Source organism: Serratia sp. CY84636 (assembly GCF_052166245.1).
In the GTDB taxonomy this organism is placed as follows: Bacteria; Pseudomonadota; Gammaproteobacteria; order Enterobacterales; family Enterobacteriaceae; genus Serratia; species Serratia nevei.
In genome coordinates this window covers 929,018-947,823 of the sequence record NZ_JBJNOX010000002.1, presented here as the reverse complement: position 1 = coordinate 947,823, position 18,806 = coordinate 929,018, and the positions used below count along the sequence as shown (strand labels likewise).

The 18,806-nt window shown below is 61.0% G+C and carries 15 protein-coding genes; 8 read left to right on the top strand and 7 right to left on the bottom strand.

The window, feature by feature from the left end; translation table 11 throughout:
• The first annotated feature begins 109 nt into the window (after window positions 1-109).
• Window positions 110-424 (top strand): hypothetical protein, encoded by a 315-nt coding sequence (locus ACJ8QI_RS08990; RefSeq protein ID WP_442532398.1) that lies wholly within the window; start codon window positions 110-112, stop codon window positions 422-424.
• An 87-nt stretch (window positions 425-511) separates the two neighbouring features.
• Here the strand turns inward: ACJ8QI_RS08990 and nifJ are convergent, their stop codons facing one another.
• Complete coding sequence (nifJ, locus tag ACJ8QI_RS08985) at window positions 512-4,045, bottom strand: pyruvate:ferredoxin (flavodoxin) oxidoreductase (protein ID WP_442532397.1); 3,534 nt, start codon at window positions 4,043-4,045, stop codon at window positions 512-514.
• A 238-nt stretch (window positions 4,046-4,283) separates the two neighbouring features.
• Here nifJ and ssmE point away from each other — a divergent pair, with 238 nt between their 5' ends.
• Both ssmE and ACJ8QI_RS08975 read left to right on the top strand, forming a co-directional pair.
• Window positions 4,284-4,616, top strand: coding sequence for a multidrug efflux SMR transporter SsmE (ssmE, locus tag ACJ8QI_RS08980; protein WP_060418612.1), 333 nt, complete (start codon window positions 4,284-4,286; stop codon window positions 4,614-4,616).
• A 499-nt stretch (window positions 4,617-5,115) separates the two neighbouring features.
• Window positions 5,116-5,370: a DUF333 domain-containing protein gene (locus ACJ8QI_RS08975; protein ID WP_015377999.1), complete on the top strand. Its 255-nt coding sequence runs from the start codon at window positions 5,116-5,118 to the stop codon at window positions 5,368-5,370.
• Window positions 5,371-5,399: 29 nt separating this feature from the next.
• Here ACJ8QI_RS08975 and hslJ read toward each other — a convergent pair whose 3' ends face one another.
• Window positions 5,400-5,828: a heat shock protein HslJ gene (gene hslJ / locus ACJ8QI_RS08970; RefSeq protein WP_060418615.1), complete on the bottom strand. Its 429-nt coding sequence runs from the start codon at window positions 5,826-5,828 to the stop codon at window positions 5,400-5,402.
• A 50-nt stretch (window positions 5,829-5,878) separates the two neighbouring features.
• Window positions 5,879-6,871, bottom strand: a complete 993-nt coding sequence (locus ACJ8QI_RS08965) for a 2-hydroxyacid dehydrogenase (RefSeq protein WP_442532396.1) — start codon at window positions 6,869-6,871, stop codon at window positions 5,879-5,881.
• 467 nt (window positions 6,872-7,338) lie between these two features.
• On the opposite strand from ACJ8QI_RS08965, the gene ACJ8QI_RS08960 reads away from it, so the two are divergent.
• The 3 genes from ACJ8QI_RS08960 to ACJ8QI_RS08950 are packed head-to-tail and all read left to right on the top strand — an operon-like array spanning window position 7,339 to window position 10,477.
• Window positions 7,339-9,951, top strand: a complete 2,613-nt coding sequence (locus ACJ8QI_RS08960) for a YdbH family protein (protein ID WP_442532395.1) — start codon at window positions 7,339-7,341, stop codon at window positions 9,949-9,951.
• Window positions 9,948-10,145: a YnbE family lipoprotein gene (locus tag ACJ8QI_RS08955; RefSeq protein ID WP_100395721.1), complete on the top strand. Its 198-nt coding sequence runs from the start codon at window positions 9,948-9,950 to the stop codon at window positions 10,143-10,145. Before ACJ8QI_RS08960 ends, ACJ8QI_RS08955 begins: the two co-directional genes overlap by 4 nt.
• An 8-nt stretch (window positions 10,146-10,153) precedes the next feature.
• Window positions 10,154-10,477, top strand: a complete 324-nt coding sequence (locus ACJ8QI_RS08950) for a YdbL family protein (RefSeq protein ID WP_060418625.1) — start codon at window positions 10,154-10,156, stop codon at window positions 10,475-10,477.
• A gap of 120 nt (window positions 10,478-10,597) precedes the next feature.
• Here ACJ8QI_RS08950 and azoR read toward each other — a convergent pair whose 3' ends face one another.
• The gene (gene azoR, locus ACJ8QI_RS08945; RefSeq protein ID WP_019452650.1) at window positions 10,598-11,203 is read right to left on the bottom strand and encodes an FMN-dependent NADH-azoreductase; all 606 of its coding nucleotides are present in this window, start codon (window positions 11,201-11,203) and stop codon (window positions 10,598-10,600) included.
• A gap of 269 nt (window positions 11,204-11,472) precedes the next feature.
• Here azoR and hrpA point away from each other — a divergent pair, with 269 nt between their 5' ends.
• A complete protein-coding gene (gene hrpA, locus ACJ8QI_RS08940; protein ID WP_442532394.1) occupies window positions 11,473-15,360 on the top strand; it encodes an ATP-dependent RNA helicase HrpA in 3,888 nt (1,295 codons plus the stop codon).
• Window positions 15,361-15,362: 2 nt separating this feature from the next.
• Here hrpA and ACJ8QI_RS08935 read toward each other — a convergent pair whose 3' ends face one another.
• On the bottom strand, window positions 15,363-16,499 hold the full coding sequence (locus ACJ8QI_RS08935; RefSeq protein WP_442532393.1) for an MFS transporter: 1,137 nt from the start codon (window positions 16,497-16,499) through the stop codon (window positions 15,363-15,365).
• A 101-nt stretch (window positions 16,500-16,600) separates the two neighbouring features.
• On the opposite strand from ACJ8QI_RS08935, the gene ACJ8QI_RS08930 reads away from it, so the two are divergent.
• Complete coding sequence (locus ACJ8QI_RS08930; protein ID WP_442532392.1) at window positions 16,601-17,377, top strand: AraC family transcriptional regulator; 777 nt, start codon at window positions 16,601-16,603, stop codon at window positions 17,375-17,377.
• Window positions 17,378-17,414: 37 nt separating this feature from the next.
• Here ACJ8QI_RS08930 and ACJ8QI_RS08925 read toward each other — a convergent pair whose 3' ends face one another.
• Together ACJ8QI_RS08925 and asr are read right to left on the bottom strand one after the other, a co-directional pair.
• The gene (locus ACJ8QI_RS08925) at window positions 17,415-18,227 is read right to left on the bottom strand and encodes a trypsin-like serine peptidase (RefSeq protein ID WP_049198285.1); all 813 of its coding nucleotides are present in this window, start codon (window positions 18,225-18,227) and stop codon (window positions 17,415-17,417) included.
• Window positions 18,228-18,521: 294 nt separating this feature from the next.
• A complete protein-coding gene (gene asr / locus ACJ8QI_RS08920; RefSeq protein WP_025302975.1) occupies window positions 18,522-18,797 on the bottom strand; it encodes an acid resistance repetitive basic protein Asr in 276 nt (91 codons plus the stop codon).
• Window positions 18,798-18,806 lie beyond the last annotated feature (9 nt).

Genomic DNA, 18,806 nt, shown 5'->3' with positions numbered 1-18,806 from the left:
TTTTCGGCTCACAGCATTCGCCGTCATTTGAACGACGGCTTCGAGGGAACGTTGTTTCACGGTGCGGGTCTCATCTCAGTCAGAACTTACACCGAGAGGCACAGAGAGCATGAAAGGAATCACTGTTGTTGGACTTTGCGCATCGTTTTTGGCTTACGCAGAAAACGCACTGGCGTTTGACACGATGCCTGTTGGTTTGAGCGAACCGACCGAAACCGTCGTACTGGTACCGCGAGAGCAAAAAGAGCGTCTTGATGGCAAGGATAAGGGAGATGCACTTTATTGTTACTATGACGGGAAACTATTTTCGCTGGGCGCCACGTTCAAAGACAAGGTTTGTGCTTTAGCGGAGATTAGAACGGATAAGCCATTCTCGACACGCGTCATGGCGCAATGGATAAAAGAAAAAAGCGCGGCTCGTTAAGTGTGAGGCCCTTGAGCATTGAGGGCCACCGCTGATTCAAACGGCATGTGAAAAACAGGGCGCGAATCGCTCGCGCCCTGAAGGGGATTACTCAGTGGCGGATTTTTCCGCCTTGCCGGCCAGCAGGCTGAGGAAGTCGTATTTCTCCTTCAGCTCTTTCTCGGCGGCCTGATACAGCGCGCTGGCCACTTCCGGCTGCTGCGAGTTCAGGCGGCGGAAACGCTGTTCTTTCAGCAGCGTTTCCGCCAGGCTGCTGTTCGGCGGCCGCGAATCCAGCGCCAATGCCGCCTTGCCCTCGGCGCTGCGGCGCGGATCGAAGCGGTACAGCGGCCAGAAGCCGGTGGCGGTCAGCTGTTTCATCTGATCGTGGCTGAGCGCCAGATCGTAGCCGTGCTCTTCGCACGGGCTGTAGGCGATGATCAGCGACGGGCCCGGATAGGCTTCGGCCTCCTGAATCGCTTTCACCGTTTGGTTAAGCTGCGCTCCCAGCGAGATCTGCGCGACGTAGACATGGCCGTACATCATCATGCTGACGCCCAAATCCTTGCGCGCCTTGCGCTTGCCGTGTTCGCCGAACTTGGTCACCGCGCCGAGCGGCGTGGCCTTCGACTGCTGGCCGCCGGTGTTGGAGTAGCATTGGGTGTCGAGCACCAGCACGTTGACGTTCTCCGTCAGGCTGAGCACGTGATCCAAACCGCCGAAGCCGATGTCGTAGGCCCAACCGTCACCGCCGATCAGCCAGATGGATTTATCCACCAGGTAGTCGGCGTCGGCCGCCAGCTGGCGTGCGTCTTCGCCTTCGAGACTCGCCAACAGCGTGCGCAGTTCGGCGATCTGCTTACGGCGCGGTTCCGGCGCCACGTCGTCCATCTGCAGGGCATTGACCAACCGATCCGGCAGCTGCGGCGCCAGCGAATTCAGCAGGCGCAGCACCCGCGCACGATGTTGATCGACCGTCAGGCGGAAGCCCAGGCCGAATTCGGCGTTGTCTTCGAACAGCGAGTTGGCCCACGCGGGCCCGCGCCCTTCGGCGTTGGTGGTGTAAGGCGTGGTCGGTAGGTTGCCGCCGTAGATCGACGAACAGCCGGTGGCGTTGGCGATCAGCAAACGGTCGCCATAGAGCTGGGTCAACAGCTTGATGTACGGCGTTTCGCCGCAGCCGGAACAGGCGCCGGAATACTCGAACAGCGGCGTGATCAGCTGCGAAGTGCGAATGTCGATGCGCTCCAACTGCGTCGGATCGATTTCCGGCAGCTGCAGGAAGAAGTCGTAGTTGTCTTTCTCAGCCGTCAGATTATCGAGGCGCGAAGCCATGTTGATGGCCTTGATCTCCGGGTTCTGGCGATCTTTCGCCGGGCAGACCTCGACGCACAGGTTACAGCCGGTGCAATCTTCCGGGGCTACCTGCAGCACGTATTTCTGGCCGCGCATATCGCGCGCTTTGACATCCAGTGACTGCAGGGAAGCAGGGGCGTGCTCCATCTCCGCCGGCTGAACCACCTTGGCGCGAATGGCGGAGTGCGGGCAGGCGGCGACGCAGTGGTTGCACTGGGTGCACAGGTCGGGCTGCCATACCGGGATCTCTTCGGCGATGTTGCGCTTTTCCCATTGGGTGGTGCCCACCGGCCAGGTGCCGTCCGGCGGGAAGGCGGAAACCGGCAGCGCATCGCCCAGCCCGGCCAGCATCGCGGCGGTGACGGTTTTGACGAAGTCCGGCGCGGCGTCCGAGACCACCGGCGGGCGCATCGGGCTGCTGGCGTCGACCGGCTGCAGCGGGATCTCGGTCAGCGCGGCGCGGGTGGCACCCAGCGCCTGCCAGTTGCGCTCGACGATCTCCTGACCCTTGCTGCTGTAGCTGCGGGCGATGGCGTCTTGCAGCTGTTGCAGCGCCACGTCGCTCGGCAGGATCTGCGTCAGGTGGAAAAACGCCATCTGCATTACGGTGTTGATGCGCGCGCCGAGCCGGCATTCGCGCGCCAGCTTGGCGGCGTTGATGATATAGAAACGCGCCTGGCGTTGGTGCAACAGCGCCTGAACCTCCTGCGGCAGGCGCGACCAGACCTCGTCGGCGCCGTAAGGGGTATTGAGCAGGAAGGTGCCGCCGGGCTTCAGGCGTTCAACCATTTGGTACTTATCGATAAATTGCAGCTGGTGGCAGCCGACGAAGTCCGCGCGGCTGACCAGGTAGGCCGAGTTGATCGGCTGCTCGCTGACGCGCAGGTGCGACACCGTCAGGCCGCCGGCCTTTTTGGAGTCGTAGACGAAATAGCCCTGGGCATACAGCGGCGTGGCGTTGCCGATGATCTTGATGTTGTTCTTGGTGGCCGAGACCGAGCCGTCGCTGCCCAAACCGTAGAACAGGGCTTCCAGCGAGGCGCGCTGTGGCAGGATTTCGTCGCTCAGCGGCAGTGAAAGCCCGGTGACATCATCGAAGATGCCGACGGTAAAGCGCGGACGCGGCTGCGGCTGGGCCAGCTCGCGGAACACCGCCAGCGCGCAGTCCGGGCCGAACTCTTTCGACGACAGGCCGTAACGGCCGCCGATCACCCGCGGCAGCGTGGCGCGCTCACCCCGGCTGTAGGCTTCCGCCAGCGCGGTCATCACGTCCAGATACAGCGGTTCGGCCAGCGCGCCCGGCTCTTTGGTGCGATCGAGCACCGCGACGCTGCGCACGCTGTCCGGCAGCGCGCTGAGCAGATACTGGGCGGAGAACGGCCGGAACAGGCGCACCTTCAGCACGCCGACTTTCTCGCCGCGGGCCAGCAGGGTGTCAATCACCTCTTCGCAGGTGCCGGCGGCGGACCCCATCACCACCACTACGCGCTCGGCCTGCGGGTGGCCGTAATAGTCGAACGGCCGATAGTGGCGGCCGGTAAGGGCGGCGAAGGCCGCCATGGCGTCGATCACGTGCTGGCCGGTGGCGTCATACCACGGGTTGGTGGCTTCGCGCGATTGGAAATAGGTGTCCGGGTTGGCCGAAGTGCCGCGCACCACCGGATGATCCGGCGACAGCGCCCGGCTGCGGTGAGCGTCGATCGCCGCCTGCGGCAGCATTTGCCGCAGCGTATCGTCGCTGAGCGGCACGATCTTGTTGATTTCGTGCGAGGTGCGGAAGCCGTCGAAGAAATGGATAAACGGCACGCGTGCGTTGAGGGTGGCGGTCTGAGAGATCAGCGCGAAGTCCTGCGCCTCCTGCACGTTGCCGGCGCACAGCATGGCGCAGCCGGTCTGGCGCACCGCCATTACGTCCGAATGATCGCCGAAGATAGACAGCGCGTGCGTGGCCACGGTGCGCGCGGCGACGTGCAGCACGAACGGCGTCAGCTCGCCGGCCAGCTTGTACAGCGTCGGGATCATCAGCAGCAGGCCCTGCGATGAAGTGAACGAGGTTGACAGCGCGCCGGTTTGCAAGGCGCCGTGCACGGTGGCGATCGCGCCGCCTTCCGACTGCATTTCCACCACCCGGGGGATGTCGCCCCAGATGTTTTGCCGGCCATCGCCGGACCAGGCATCCGCCTGTTCCGCCATGGTGGAACTCGGCGTGATAGGGTAGATGGCAATCACTTCGTTGGTGCGATAGGCCACGGAAGCGACTGCATTATTACCATCTGTAGTTATCATCGACGTTACCTTTTCATTGCTCACAAAGCCGCGAAAGCGCACTTTCGCAGTAATGGAAAAAAGTCTAACAGAGGGTTTGAACATGGCTTTATCGTGTTTGTGTGGCGGGTGATAAATCGTCAAAGGCGTATTTCCTCGCCGATTGGGTGCCGGCGGCAATAAATTGTTTTCACCGTTTAAAGACAATTTATTTCCGGCGCGTCATAATTGCGCATCGGCAAACTGACAGAAGAAAACCATGAGCGCATTTATGTATTTGACGATGGCGATAGTCGCGGAAGTGATCGCCACCACCATGTTGAAAGCCTCCGAAGGCTTTACCCGCCTGTGGCCGTCGGTGCTGGTGGTGCTGGGCTACGGCGTGGCATTTTGGGGGCTGTCGATGGTGGTCAAGAGCATGCCGCTGGGCATCGTCTATGCGATCTGGTCGGGCATGGGCATCGTGCTGGTGTCGGTCGCGGCGGTATTCGTTTATCAGCAAAAATTGGATTGGCCGGCGATCGTCGGTATGGGATTAATTATTGCCGGCGTGCTGGTGATTAATTTACTGTCCAAAGCTTCGGTGCACTGAGTGTTATTTTAATGTGAAAAAAGGCCGGCGTGACAGCAAGTCGCGCCGGTTGAAGAATTCAGCCATCATTCACTGAAAATAGTGGAATGCTAATTACTTAGCGCCGCCAGCATAGACGCAAATATCCTCCTCTCCGGTAGCAAAAAATGCGCCGTCATACTGAAAGCACGCGAAGATAATGAATACCGATATTGCGGGAGAAATCTCCCCGTCGGCAGCAGTGACGTTATCACTTTCTGCGTGCGGCCAGGGCCGGGTAGCGGGTGGCGCCGTCACGTTTGGCACCGCGCGCCAGTGTGGAAATATTCTGCAAACAAAATAAATGTCCGGTCGGCGCAAAAAAACGACAAATAATGGCTGGAATATATTTTCATTATTTATATATCGAGCTAGATTAAACAAGTTTGCATCAAAGATAGCGAAACGTGTCCGCCAAGTGACGCGCGTTATCAGCAATGGCGATTTTACACAGCGCAGTTCCGGGTTCAGGAGTGGGATAATGACGACATCAAAATGGCTGCTTGCCAGCGCCGTGCTGCTTTTAGCCGCCTGCAGCAGCAATAACGAAGAGCCAGTACAGCAGGGCAACAGTGCCAGAATCAATACGTTGCAGACCAGCGCCGGTTGCGCGGCGGTCGGCGGCGTCACCACCATCGCACACAACCTGAACGGTGAAGCGCTGCGCATGTGCCAAATGCCGAACGGCAAGCAGTGCGAAGAACGCACGCTGGGCCTGGGCAGCTGCGCCGGGTAAGCCCGCGGCGCCAGGCTCAGCGTGCAGGATCAATACACCCAATCGCGCAGGGTATAGATAAGCGTGTGGCCGCTGCCGTTGAGCGTCAGCTGCTGGGCGTTTAGCGTCACTTCGGCGCCGTTTTCCAGCACGGTACCGATCACCCGATCCCAGCGGTTGCGCTGTTCATCAGGGCACAGCCTGCGCGTCGTGGCCAGCGGTTTCACCGTCAGCACGCCGTCGCGTAATTGCCCCTGGCCGAAGAAGCGGTTGCACATCGTGCCGGAGACATGCAGGCTCTCACCGAACTCCAGATTGAGCAGGCCGCCACCCGCCGGTGATTTCGCCGTTTCGCCATCCACGCTCTGCAACACAAAGTTGTGATGTAACAGATCGCCTGGCGTGACGGCCGTGTGTGGTTTCATGCTGCACCCCGCTAAGGCCAGCGCCGCAAGGGCGGCTACCGTGGTTTTTCTCATCGCGTTCTCTCAAATAAACAGGGCGCCGCAAGGGCGCCCCGAGGTTACGCTCAGGCGTTCAACTGGTTCGGGCAGGCTTCGCCGCGTTCCAGCTGGCTGATGTTCTGCAGCGTGGTTTGCGAAATGCTGGTCAGCGCCTCTTCGGTCAGGAAGGCCTGATGGCCGGTAAACAGCACGTTGTGGCAGGCCGAGAGGCGGCGGAACACGTCGTCCTGAATCACGTCGTTCGACTTGTCTTCGAAGAACAGATCGCGTTCGTTCTCGTAAACGTCCATCCCCAGCGCGCCGATTTTCTGCTGCTTCAGCGCGTCGATGGCGGCGGTGGAGTCGATCAGCGCGCCACGGCTGGTGTTGATCACCATCACGCCGTTTTTCATCATCGCGAAGGCATCGGCATTCAGCAGATGGTGGTTTTCCGGCGTCAGCGGGCAGTGCAGGGTGATCACGTCGGACTGCGCGTACAGCGTTTTCAGATCGACATACTCCGCGCCCAGTTCCAGCGCCTGTTCGCTCGGGAAGGGATCGTAGGCCAGCAGCTTCATGCCAAAGCCTTTCAGAATGCGCATCGTCGCCACGCCGATTTTACCGGTGCCGATCACCCCGGCGGTGCGGTTGTGCATGTTAAAGCCGATCAGCCCTTCCAGCGAGAAGTTGGCGTCGCGGGTGCGTTGATAGGCGCGGTGAATACGGCGGTTCAGGCACATCATCATGCCTACCGCGTGCTCTGCCACGGCCTCCGGCGAATAGGCCGGCACGCGCACCACCTTGATGCCCAGTTCTTGGGCGGCGTCCAGATCGACGTTATTAAAACCGGCGCAGCGCAGGGCGAGAATTTCGACGCCCAGCGCCGCCAGTTCTTCGAACACTTCACGGCTGCCGTCGTCGTTAACGAAGAGGCACACCGCCTTGCAACCGGCGGCCGTTTTGGCGGTTTTTTTACTGAGTAAAAAGTCGAAGAATTCCAGCTCGTAGCCAAACTGCTGATTCACCAGTTCGAGATATTTACGGTCATACTGTTTAGTACTGTATATCGCCAATTTCATCGTGGTTTCTCCACCGTGATTTTGTGATCAATTTAACAGATTTTAGTAAATTCGACAATTGGTTAGCCATTTTCGACGCGGGCGATATGGCCGCTGCCGGGCAGTTGCGGAGGCGTGATACGGTGGAGGGAAGGCGACGGTGGCGGCAGGCGGCAAAAAAATCCCCACGGGGGTGTGGGGAATGGCTTCTCTAGTACACAGTTAGCTAGCAGCTAAACTTTTATTAGAATGGTTGCAAGACTATTAATCATCAACGGTAACGACAATAACAAAAGTCTGAAAACTGTCCTATTTATGTGATGTATATGTAACGAAAATCTACAACCCCGCACACGTTTGCGCCAAAAAGGTGCAAATCGCTTCTGGAACCGCACTCAGCTTCACCCTATGTCAAATTCGTGCCATCATTATTGTCAATTCAGGCATAGACTTAACGAATGCCTAACTCAGGAACAAGCAATCATTTAATGACCAGGCGATTGAAAGTATTCATAGGGACGGTGGCGGGCAGTGCAATTCTGGTGTTGGCGTTGTGGCAAACCCTGCCGCGCTGGCTGCCGGGAGTGCTATCGCATTGGTTACCGGCGGGGAGCCGGCTGGAATTGCAGGGCAATTTGCACTGGCGCCAGGGCGGCCTGGCGTTGGCGGGGGCGCGTTTCACCGCGCAAGATTGCCTGCTGGCCAACGTCGGGCCGACGCGGCTGGCTTATCACCAGGGCCGCTGGCAGCTGTCGAGCGATAAGGTCAGCGTCGACAGCGCCTGTTTGTCAAAACTCCCGGGCGGCGACGCCAGCAGCGCGCCGCTGGCGCTCGATCAACTGCAGCGGGAGCTGCCGTCGCTGGATCTCACCCTTAATGACCTGACGCTCATTCCCTGGCAGCGCTATGCCGGCAAGCTGCAGCTTTCCTCCGGCCCTGACGGGCAACGCCTGCATTATCAGGGGCCGAATCTCAGCGCCGAGGCGCAGCTGGATGAAAAACAGCAGCTGACGTTGCAAAGTCTGACCATCGTCCCGCCCAACAGCGCGCAACCGCTACACCTCGCCGGCAAGATAACCATTCCGTTGGATTTGGCCAGCCTGCCGACGCAGGGGGCGTTGCAGGGGGAAATGCAGACCGCCTATCTGGAAAAACCGGTGTTGCTGGACATGCGCTGGCAACAGCAGCAGGGCGTGTTGACGGTGAGCGAAAAAGGCGACGATCGCCCGCTGGCGGTGTTGCCGTGGGAAATCGCGCCGCAGCGGCTCAGCATCAAGCAGGGCGAGTGGCGTTGGCCGTACAGCGGGCAGCCGTTGAACGGCGGCCTGAACATCGCGCTGCATGACTGGAGCAAAGGGTGGGATGAAACGGAGATCAGCGCGCGGCTGAACGTGATCACCGCCGGCCACAACGGCAAGGGCAATGCGGTGCTCACCCTCGGGCCGGGCAAGGTAGGGTTGACCGACAGCGATCTGCGCTTCCAGCTGACCGGCCAGGCCAATCTGGCCGATTTCTCCACCACCGCGTCGATCCCGGGCGTGATTGGCGGCAGCATTCTTAATCCGACGCTGGTGCTGCAGCCGGGGTCGCTCCTGCGCCTGTGGGGCAAGGTGACGCCGGAAATGAAGCTGGAGGAGGCACGTTTACCGCTGGCGGGCGTGAAGGTGACCGCCGCCGGTATCACCGGCCGCCTGCAGGCGATTTTGAGCGCCAGCGACAGTTATTGGGGGCGCTTCAAGCTGCACCTGGACGGCCAGGCGCAGGATTTCTGGCCGGACAAGGGTGACTGGCAGTGGCGCTACTGGGGCAACGGCCGGTTGCCGCCGCTGCAGGCCGCCTGGGACGTTGCCGGCAGCGGCCGCTGGCAGGACAGCGAGCTGGTGCTCGACAAACTCTCCACCGGCTTCGACAAATTAAAGTACGGTCTGGTGACGGTCGCCGCGCCGCGCCTGAGCCTCAACCAACCGCTGCGCTGGCGGCGCGATGAACAAAACCCGCAGTTCAACAGCGAGCTGCAGCTGGCGGCGGATAAGGTCAGCTTCAGCGATGGCGGCCATCTGCCGGCGCCGGTGCTGGCGCTGCAGCTGAACGGCCGTTCGCCGGACAGTTTCCAGCTGCAGGGCAAACTGCAGGCGCAGCAGATCGGACCGATCGCGCTGCGCGGCCGCTGGGACGGCGAACGCCTGCGTGGTGAAGGCTGGTGGCCGAAACAGTCGCTGAAGGTCTTCCAGCCGCTGCTCGCGCCGGATCTCAATCTCACGCTGCGCGACGGCGAGTTTTATGCGCAGTCGGCGTTTTCCGCCGCCCGCGAGCAGGGCTTCGAAGCCGGTGGCCACTGGGTGGTGAAAAACGGCGGCATGTGGCTAAAGGACGGCGAAATGAGCGGTCTGGATTTCATCCTGTCGTACCGGTTCAAGCAGCATCAGTGGCTGCTGGGTGCCAAACAGCCGGTATCGCTGCGCATCAAGTCCTTCACCAACCTGTTCGAGATGCAGAACATTTCCGCCGATCTGCAGGGCACTTATCCCTACAGCGAAAGGCAGCCGCTGACGTTGAGCAACGTCGGCGTGGACATGCTCAACGGGCATATCAGCCTGTCGGCGCTGCGGTTGCCGCAGCATGACGCCGCGGTGCTGAAGCTGGACAAGGTCGATCTCAGCGCGCTGTTCACCGCCCTGAAACCGAAGCAGTTCGCCATGTCCGGCCGCGTCGACGGCGAGCTGCCGCTGTTCCTGAACCACCCGAAATGGCTGGTGCAGAACGGCTGGATCGCCAACGCCGGCACGCTGACGCTGCGGCTGGACAAAGACATGGCCGACGCCATCGGCAGCAACAACCTGGCGACCGGCGCGGCGATCGACTGGCTGCGCTACATGGAAATCAACCGTTCGCACGCCCGGGTCGATCTCGATAACCTGGGCGAGCTGACGCTGAGCGCGCGCATCGACGGCATCAACCCGCAGAAGAGCGCCAAGCGCGAGGTGATCCTGAACTATCGCCATCAGGAAAACGTGTTTCAGCTGTGGCGCAGTTTGCGCTTCGGCGACAATTTACAGGAGTGGCTGGAGCAGGCCCTCTCACAACCTGGGGAACAACAATGAAAATCATGAGTGTGCCGACGCTGGCAGCGGTGCTGTGCGTTTCGCTGCTGAGCGGCTGCGTGCCGCGCATCGAGGTGGCGACGCCGAAGGATCCGATCACCATCAATATGAACGTCAAGATCGAGCATGAAATTCATATCAAGGTGGATAAGGACGTCGAAAACCTGCTGAAAACCCAAAGCGGTCTGTTCTAGGAGCCGACATGAAAAAACGTTATTTGTGGCTGGCCGGCGCTGCCTGGTTGTTCAGCGGCGTGGTGATGGCGCTGACGCTGGATGAGGCGAAGCAGCAAGGGCGAGTAGGCGAAACCCTGAGCGGCTATATCGCGCCGGTGAAGCAGGACGCGGAAACGCTGGCGTTGGTGAAGCGCATCAACGCCGGCCGCGCCGAGAAGTATCAGGAAGTGGCGGACGGCAACCACATCGCCGTCGACGAAGTGGCGCGCATGGCCGGGCAGAAGCTGGTGACGCGGGCGCAGAGCGGTGAGTATGTGCGCGGCATCAACGGCCAGTGGCTGCAGAAATAAAAAAAAAGCGCGCCGTCTGGCGCGCCAAGAGATACGGATAGATGATTATTATGAGGGTAGTGCAGGTTTGACAGGACGTGTGTCTTGTCCGGCAGGGGCGTGGCGCCCCTGCGCAGGGTCTTAGGCAGCAACCACCTGAGACAGGGCCGCCTTGGCGTCTTCCTGGGCTTTGGTCGCCACTTCCGGGCCGTAGGCGATGCCTTCCGCGAAGACGAACTCCACGTCGGTGATGCCGATGAAGCCCAGGAACAGACGCAGGTAAGGTTCTACCAGGTCGGTTGGAGTGCCTTTGTGGATGCCGCCGCGGCTGGTCAGGATCACGGCGCGTTTGTTTTTCACCAGGCCTTCCGGACCGTTTTCGGTGTAGCGGAAGGTTACGCCGGCGCGGGCAACCAGATCGAAATAGTTTTTCAGCTGGGTCGGGATGTTAAAGTTGTACATCGGCGCGGCAATCACGATGACGTCATTGGCCTGCAGCTCGGCGATCAGCTCGTCCGACAAGGCCAGCGCTTCTTGTTGACGCGGGGTCAACGGAGCATCGGAAGGACGCAGCGCGCCGACCAGCTCACCATCCAGCACCGGGATTGGCTGCGCGGCCAGATCGCGTACGGTGATGGTGTCGCCGCTGTGGGCGTTGCTCCATTGCTCTACGAAGAAATCGGCCAGTTGGTTAGACTGAGAGTAGGTCGCCAGGATGCTTGATTTCAGAACCAATACTTTGCTCATCGATAATTCCTTACGTTGTGACAGTGACATCAGGACTCAGCGTCCCTTGCATGAAGTACATGCTATTCACATTCCCCCAACAGTGATAGCGCAATATTTCGAGATCTTCGTTCGATTTTATTGAATGACATGGCGACGCTTTACTCGCGGAAGTAGGGGGAGAAAGCCGTTTGTGATAGGCTGTGCGGCTAAAGTAAAAAAATCGCTAAAAAAACACCAAACCGTTGCTAAGCCTGGCCTTGGCGGCGAAGAAACAAGGAACACCGAACGTGAAATCTCCGCTCGAGGCACTGCCGGCCCAACTGGGTGAGCTGATGCTCCGCGATCAACAACGCCTGCGTCGTCGCCTGCAGGGCGCACGAAAAATCAAAAATCCCGATGCCCAGCTGGCGGTTGCCGCCGAAGTAGAAAGCGACATCGCGGCGGCGCGGCAAAAAGTGCAGGCGCGCGCCGCGTCTTGCCCGCGCATTACCTATCCGGAAAGCCTGCCGGTCAGCCAAAAAAAGCAGGACATTTTAAACGCCATTCGCGATCACCAGGTGGTGATCGTCGCCGGGGAAACCGGCTCGGGGAAAACCACCCAGCTGCCGAAGATCTGTCTGGAACTGGGGCGCGGGGTGAAAGGGCTGATCGGCCATACCCAGCCGCGCCGCCTGGCGGCGCGCACCGTTGCCAACCGCATCGCCGACGAGCTGGAAACCCCGCTCGGCGGCAGCGTCGGCTACAAGGTGCGCTTCAACGATCAGGTGGGGGAAAATAGCCTGGTCAAGCTGATGACCGACGGTATCTTGCTGGCGGAAATTCAGCAGGACCGCCTGCTGATGCAGTACGACACGCTGATCATCGATGAAGCGCACGAGCGCAGCCTCAATATCGACTTTATTCTCGGCTACCTGCGCGAACTGTTGCCGAAGCGCCCGGATCTGAAGGTGATCATCACCTCGGCGACCATCGATCCGCAGCGCTTCTCGCGCCATTTCAACAATGCGCCGATCATCGAGGTTTCCGGCCGCACCTACCCGGTGGAGGTACGCTACCGCCCGGTGGTCGACGACGGCGACGATACCGATCGCGATCAGCTGCAGGCGATTTTCGATGCGGTGGACGAGCTTGGGCGCGAAGGGCCGGGCGACATTCTGATCTTCATGAGCGGCGAGCGCGAGATCCGCGATACCGCCGACGCCCTGAACCGTCTCAATCTGCCGCATACCGAGGTGCTGCCGCTGTATGCGCGCCTGTCGAACAGCGAGCAGAACCGGGTATTCCAGTCGCACCACGGCCGGCGCATCGTGCTGGCCACCAACGTGGCGGAAACCTCGCTGACGGTGCCGGGCATCAAGTACGTCATCGATCCGGGCACCGCGCGCATCAGCCGCTACAGTTTCCGCACCAAGGTGCAGCGCTTGCCGATCGAACCGGTGTCGCAAGCCTCCGCCAACCAGCGTAAAGGGCGCTGCGGTCGCGTATCGGAAGGGGTGTGCATCCGTCTGTACTCCGAGCAGGATTTCCTCTCGCGGCCGGCGTTTACCGATCCGGAAATTCTGCGCACCAACCTGGCGTCGGTCATTCTGCAGATGACCTCGCTGGGGCTGGGCGACATCGCCGCGTTTCCGTTCGTCGAGGCGCCGGACAAGCGCAACATTCAGGATGGCGTGCGCCTGCTGGAAGAGCTGGGGGCGATCGCCACCGCAGACAATGGCCACTATCAACTGACGCCGCAGGGCCGCCAGCTGGCGCAGTTGCCTATTGACCCGCGTCTGGCGCGCATGGTGCTGGAAGCGCAGAAGAGCGGCAGCGTGCGCGAGGTGATGATCATCACCGCCGCGCTGTCGATTCAGGATCCGCGTGAGCGTCCGATGGACAAGCAGCAGGCCTCGGATGAAAAACACCGCCGCTTTGCCGACAAGGACTCGGATTTCCTGGCGTTCGTTAACCTGTGGGATTATCTGCAGGAGCAGCAAAAGGCGAACTCTTCCAGCCAGTTCCGCCGGCTGTGCCGCAACGATTTCCTCAACTACCTGCGGGTGCGCGAGTGGCAGGATATCTATACCCAGCTGCGCCAGGTGGTGAAAGAGCTGGGGCTGCCGATCAACAGCACGCCTTCCGACTACCGCAGCGTGCACACCGCGTTGCTGACCGGCTTGCTGTCGCACATTGGCCAGAAGGATGCGGACAAGCAGGAATTTACCGGCGCGCGCAACGCCCGCTTCTCGATCTTCCCCGGCTCCGGCCTGTTCAAGAAGCCGCCGAAATGGACCATGGTGGCCGAACTGGTGGAAACCAGCCGCCTGTGGGGGCGCATCGCCGCGCGCATTGAACCGGAATGGATTGAGCCGCTGGCTCAGCACCTGGTGAAACACAGCTACAGCGAGCCGCACTGGTCGAAATCGCAGGGGGCGGTGATGGCCAGTGAAAAGGTCACGCTGTTCGGTCTGCCGATCGTCGCGGCGCGCCAGGTCAATTACGGCGCCATCGATCCGCTGCTGTGCCGCGAGCTGTTTATCCGCCATGCGCTGGTGGAGGGCGACTGGCAGACGCGCCACGCCTTCTTCCGCGACAATCAAAAGCTGCGCGCCGAAGTGGAAGAGCTGGAGCATAAATCGCGCCGCCGCGACATTTTGGTGGACGACGAAACGCTGTTCGGCTTCTACGATCGCCGCATCCCCAACGACGTGGTTTCCGGCCGTCATTTCGACAGCTGGTGGAAGAGCGCGGCCAAACAGCAGCCGGACCTGCTGAACTTCGAAAAAGAGATGCTGATCAAGGACGGCGCCAACAAGATCAGCGCGCTCGACTACCCGAATTTCTGGCATCAGGGCAACCTCAAGCTGCGGCTGAGCTACCAGTTCGAACCGGGCACCGACGCCGACGGCGTGACGGTGCACATTCCGTTGCCGATCCTCAACCAGGTGGAGGAGCAGGGCTTTGAATGGCAGATCCCCGGCATCCGCCGCGAGCTGGTGATTGCGCTGATCAAATCGCTGCCGAAGCCGGTGCGCCGCAACTTCGTGCCGGCACCGAACTACGCCGAGGCGTTCCTTGGCCGCGTCACTGCGCTGGAATTGCCGCTGCTGGACGCGCTGGAGCGCGAGCTGCGACGCATGACCGGCGTGACCGTGTCACGTGATGATTGGCAGTGGGATCAGGTGCCCGATCACCTGAAGATGACCTTCCGCGTGGTGGGCGAGAAAAACCAGACGCTGCGCGAAGGCAAAGACCTGGCCGCGTTGCGCCTGCAGCTGAAAGAGAAGGTGCAGGAGACGCTGTCGGCGGTGGCCGACGACGGGCTGGAGCAGAGCAATCTGCATGTCTGGAGCTTTGGCCAACTGCCGGCGTTTTACGAGCAGAAGCGCGGCGGCTATTCGATGAAGGCTTACCCGGCGCTGGTGGATGAAAAGGACAGCGTGGCGATCCGCCTGTTCGACAGCGAAAGCGAGCAGCAACAGGCGATGTGGCAGGGCACGCGCCGCCTGCTGTTGCTGAATATTCCTTCGCCGATCAAATACCTGCATGAAAAGCTGCCGAACAAGGCCAAGCTGGGGCTCTATTTCAACCCGTACGGCAAGGTGCTGGAGCTGATCGACGACTGCATTTCGTGTGGCATCGACAAGCTGATCGCCGAACACGGCGGCCCGGTCTGGCAAGAGGAAGGCTTTGCCCGCCTGCAGGAGCAGATCCGCGCCGAGCTGAACGACACGGTCGTCGAGGTGGCCAAGCAGGTTGAGCAGATCCTGACGGCGGTCTTCAACATCAACAAACGGCTGAAAGGCCGGGTGGACATGTCGTTGGCGCTGGCGCTGTCGGACATCAAGACCCAGCTCGGCGGGCTGGTCTACCGCGGCTTCGTGACCGGCAACGGCTGGAAACGCCTGCCGGACACGCTGCGTTACCTGCAGGCGATCGAGCGTCGGTTGGAAAAACTGGCTATCGATCCGCATCGCGATCGCGCGCAGATGTTGCGGGTGGAGCAGGTGCAGCAGGCCTGGCAGCAGTGGCTGAACAAGCTGCCGCCGAAGCGACAGCAGGAGGAAGAGGTGAAAGCGGTGCGCTGGATGATCGAAGAGCTGCGCGTCAGCCTGTTCGCGCAGCAGTTGGGCACGCCTTACCCGATCTCCGACAAGCGTATTTTGCAAACTATCGAGCAGCTTTCGGGCTAAGCTCAGGTGTGCCGGCCGGCCGGCAAGCGGCCGGCACACCACAGGCTCAACAGGCCGCACAGCAGCAGCGTGGCGGCCAAATCCTGCCCGCGTGCCGCGATCGTCAACCCCAGGCCGATCAGCAGATAGTACAGCAGCCCGAATAACGCGCCGGCAGTGCCGAGTTGCTCCCGGTAGCGGGTCAGCGCCTGGCTCAGCACATTCGGGATAGCCAACCCGAACGCCAGCATCGCCAGCGCGCAGGGAAGCAGCATCCACAGGCTGTGTTGCCACCAGAACAATGCCACGCCGCTGGCCACCGCCAGCAACCCGCCCAGCAGGATCTGACGCTTGGCGCTGACGCCGCGCGCCAGCAGGTGGCGGTTCAACAGCGCTCCCGCCAGGCTACCCAGCGCCAGCATCGCGCCCGAGTAGCCAAACTGTTGGCTGCTCAATCCCAGCCTTTCGAACATGAATGGCGCCAGGCTGAAGTAGCTGAACACCATGATATTGAAGCTGGCGACCAGCAGTGCCGAACACCAGATGTGCCGATCGCGCAATATCGTCGTCAGGGCAATGCCCGGTGCGGCGGCCGTTGCGGTCTGCCGCTGCCGCGTTTCCGGCAATGTGCCGTAGCTCCACAGCAGCAGCGCCAGCGCCCAGGCCGCCTGTGCGATGAAGACTGCCGCGCTGCCGCCCCAGGCGACCAGCGCGCCGCCGGCAAACATTCCCAGCAGCGGGCTGATGGAAAGCGCGATGCCGACCAGCGCGAACATGCGCCCCAGCGCCGGGCCTTGATAGACGTCACGCAGCATGGTTTGCGTGACGATGGAACCGACCGCGGCACCGAAGGCGATCAGCGCGCGGGCGGCCAGCAACAGCGTGAAGTTGCCGCTCAGCAGCGCGATGCCGGCGCCGACCAGATAGAGCGCCAGGCCGGCCAGCATCGCCGGACGGCGGCCGAATCGATCGCAGAAGGCTCCCCAAAAGGCGACGCCGAGGGCGAAGGCGAAGAAATAGATGGATAACGTCTGCCCGGCCTGCGCGGCGCTGATGCCGAAATCGCTGCGGATGGCGGTAAGCGCCGGGCTGTACAGCGTTTCCAGGATCTGCGGCGTCATGATGGCGGTGACGAGCAGCGGTAAAGATAAGCGTTGCATGATGCACATTCTCCCTAAAAGTTAATGCGGCCAGTATAGGGAGCGACGCTTTGTTCGATTACAATCATTAGGACAAAAAACAACGGATATAGGACAATCTGATGGCGCTGATTCAACAGTATCACCCGTTCGACCCGGATCGGCTGCCGGCGCCGGTGCTCGGCATTGCGGCCGAACTGGCGGAGCACGACTCCGGGCTGCATTGGCATCAGCGCTCGCAGCTGCTGTATGCGCCGCAGGGGTGCATGACGGTCACGTTGGCGCAGCAGTGGCTGATTCTGCCGCCGACGCGCGGCGTCTGGATACCGGGCGGCATTGCGCATCGGGTGCAGCTGCGCGGCCGCGTCGCGTATCGCTCGCTGTATTTCGACCCGGTGCTGACCGCCGCCATGCAGCCACAGGCTGCGGTGCTGGCGGTGAACCCGCTGCTGGCGGCGATCGTCGAGCGCATCGCGCACTGGCCGCTGGACTCTGCGTTGGCGCAGCCCCAGGCGCGCGATTTGCTGGCGGTGCTGATCAATGAGCTGAGCGAGGCGCAGCGCGAGAATACCCAGCTGCGGCTGCCACAGGATAGGCGTCTTGCCGCCTGGCTGGCCACGCTGCCGGAGAGTGACGAGTTGCCGGGGTTGGCGGCGTTGGCGCAGCGCTTGAATCTGCACGCCAAAACGTTGACGCGGCTGTTTGTGCGGGAAACCGGCCTGAGCTATCAGCAGTGGTGCCAGCAGTGGCGGTTGATGCGTGCGATCGAACTGCTGGCGACGTTGCCGTCGGTCAGCGCGGTGGCGCAGCGGTTGGGGTTTTCCAGCGACAGCGCGTTTATCGCCTTTTTCCGTCAGTTCACCGGCACCACGCCGCGGCGCTATATGCAAGGGGGCTGAAAAGCACAACGGCGCATAATGCGCCGCTGAGAGAGGATTATTTGCCTGCGGCCAGGGCGTCCAGCGCTTCGCGGATGCCGGGCACCGCCAGGGCGCGGTTATCGGCGCGATAGCGATCTTTCGCCGCCGGCGCCGAACTTTGGATGGCGATCAGCTGCCAGCCGTCGGCGGTTTTCAACAGCAGCGGTGAACCGCTGTCGCCGGGCAGGGTATCACATTGGTGCGACAGTACGCCTTGCTGGGCCCAGCCGGTCACCTTGCAGTTTTGGTGGCTGTAAAGGTCATCCAGATGATCTTCCGGGTAACCCGCCTGAGTAATCAGCCGTTTGGCCTGTTTCAGGGCCTGGGTCAGCGCCTTGCTGTCGCCTTGCCACAGCGGCAACGGTGCGATCGGCAGCGGCTTTTTGTCTTTCAGACGGATCAGCGCAAAGTCATAGGCGGCGGCGGCGGGCGGCACGATCCAGCCATCACCGTCCGGCTTCAGCTTTTTGCCCAGTTTGCTGTCGACCAGTGTCTCGATATTGCCGGTTTGATACTGCCAGGATTTATCGCCTGCCACGAAGCGTAGCGCGATGGCTTTATCCAGTTGTCCGGGCGGCGCCAGCACGCAGTGGCCGGCGGTCAACGCCAGGTGCGGGGAGATCAGCGTGGCGGTGCACAGATTGCCGCTGGCGGTTTCGACCTGGCCGATGGCCTGCCACGGCTGGGCGGCGGTATCCGTGACCTTGATTCGTTCATCTTTGCCGAAAAACAGACGCGTTTGCTCGGCCTTGGACGGGCCGTCGGCGCGTGCCGCCTGAGCAGCGATGAGCGGGAGTGAGCACAGCAACAGTAAAACGGATATGCGCATAGATCTCTTGCCTGACAAATACGGATCATCCATAAACACACTGAATGCTAACTATAGACTGATTTAGCAGCCATGTGGATGGGCAATAATTGATTTTTCAATAATTTCCCGCCGGCGACGCGGCAGGCTACAGGTAAAAAAAGACGGCGATCAGTCCACAAAGGATCAGGGCGGTCAGAACGATCTCGAACAGGTAGCGGCGCAGCATCAATGAGAACCCCCCGATGAAAAAACACCCGGCGAACCGGGTGTCGTACACGTCAAGCCTGAAGCGGTGAGGGGACCCTCACGTCATTACGCTTTTTTGTGGCTGGCTTTCTTGTGGTGCTTTTTAGCCGCCTGGGCTTTTTGAGCCGGGGCTTTCTTACCGGCTTTTTTGTGATGCTTTTTGGCCGCCTGAGCTTTCTGAACCGGGGCTTTCTTGCCGTGGTGTTTCACCTGAGCTTTAGCCGGCGCAGCGGTGGCGGTGGTTGCGGTAGCCGCAGGTGCGGTGGTGGCAGCCTCGGCAGCGAAAGCCACGGAAGACAGACCCATTGCAGCGGCAACAACCAGAGCTAATACTTTTTTCATCGCAGAATC

Bases quoted from the DNA above. Each gene is read 5' to 3' on its own strand.
- ACJ8QI_RS08930 (WP_442532392.1), top strand. From the start codon at position 16,601: ATGGCGCTGATTCAACAGTATCACCCGTTCGACCCGGATCGGCTGCCG.
- ACJ8QI_RS08925 (WP_049198285.1), bottom strand. From the start codon at position 18,227: ATGCGCATATCCGTTTTACTGTTGCTGTGCTCACTCCCGCTCATCGCT.
- asr (WP_025302975.1), bottom strand. From the start codon at position 18,797: ATGAAAAAAGTATTAGCTCTGGTTGTTGCCGCTGCAATGGGTCTGTCT.
- ACJ8QI_RS08955 (WP_100395721.1), top strand. From the start codon at position 9,948: ATGAAAATCATGAGTGTGCCGACGCTGGCAGCGGTGCTGTGCGTTTCG.
- ACJ8QI_RS08950 (WP_060418625.1), top strand. From the start codon at position 10,154: ATGAAAAAACGTTATTTGTGGCTGGCCGGCGCTGCCTGGTTGTTCAGC.
- ACJ8QI_RS08935 (WP_442532393.1), bottom strand. From the start codon at position 16,499: ATGCAACGCTTATCTTTACCGCTGCTCGTCACCGCCATCATGACGCCG.
- ACJ8QI_RS08975 (WP_015377999.1), top strand. From the start codon at position 5,116: ATGACGACATCAAAATGGCTGCTTGCCAGCGCCGTGCTGCTTTTAGCC.
- ssmE (WP_060418612.1), top strand. From the start codon at position 4,284: ATGAGCGCATTTATGTATTTGACGATGGCGATAGTCGCGGAAGTGATC.
- ACJ8QI_RS08990 (WP_442532398.1), top strand. From the start codon at position 110: ATGAAAGGAATCACTGTTGTTGGACTTTGCGCATCGTTTTTGGCTTAC.
- nifJ (WP_442532397.1), bottom strand. From the start codon at position 4,045: ATGATAACTACAGATGGTAATAATGCAGTCGCTTCCGTGGCCTATCGC.
- hslJ (WP_060418615.1), bottom strand. From the start codon at position 5,828: ATGAGAAAAACCACGGTAGCCGCCCTTGCGGCGCTGGCCTTAGCGGGG.
- azoR (WP_019452650.1), bottom strand. From the start codon at position 11,203: ATGAGCAAAGTATTGGTTCTGAAATCAAGCATCCTGGCGACCTACTCT.
- ACJ8QI_RS08960 (WP_442532395.1), top strand. From the start codon at position 7,339: ATGACCAGGCGATTGAAAGTATTCATAGGGACGGTGGCGGGCAGTGCA.
- ACJ8QI_RS08965 (WP_442532396.1), bottom strand. From the start codon at position 6,871: ATGAAATTGGCGATATACAGTACTAAACAGTATGACCGTAAATATCTC.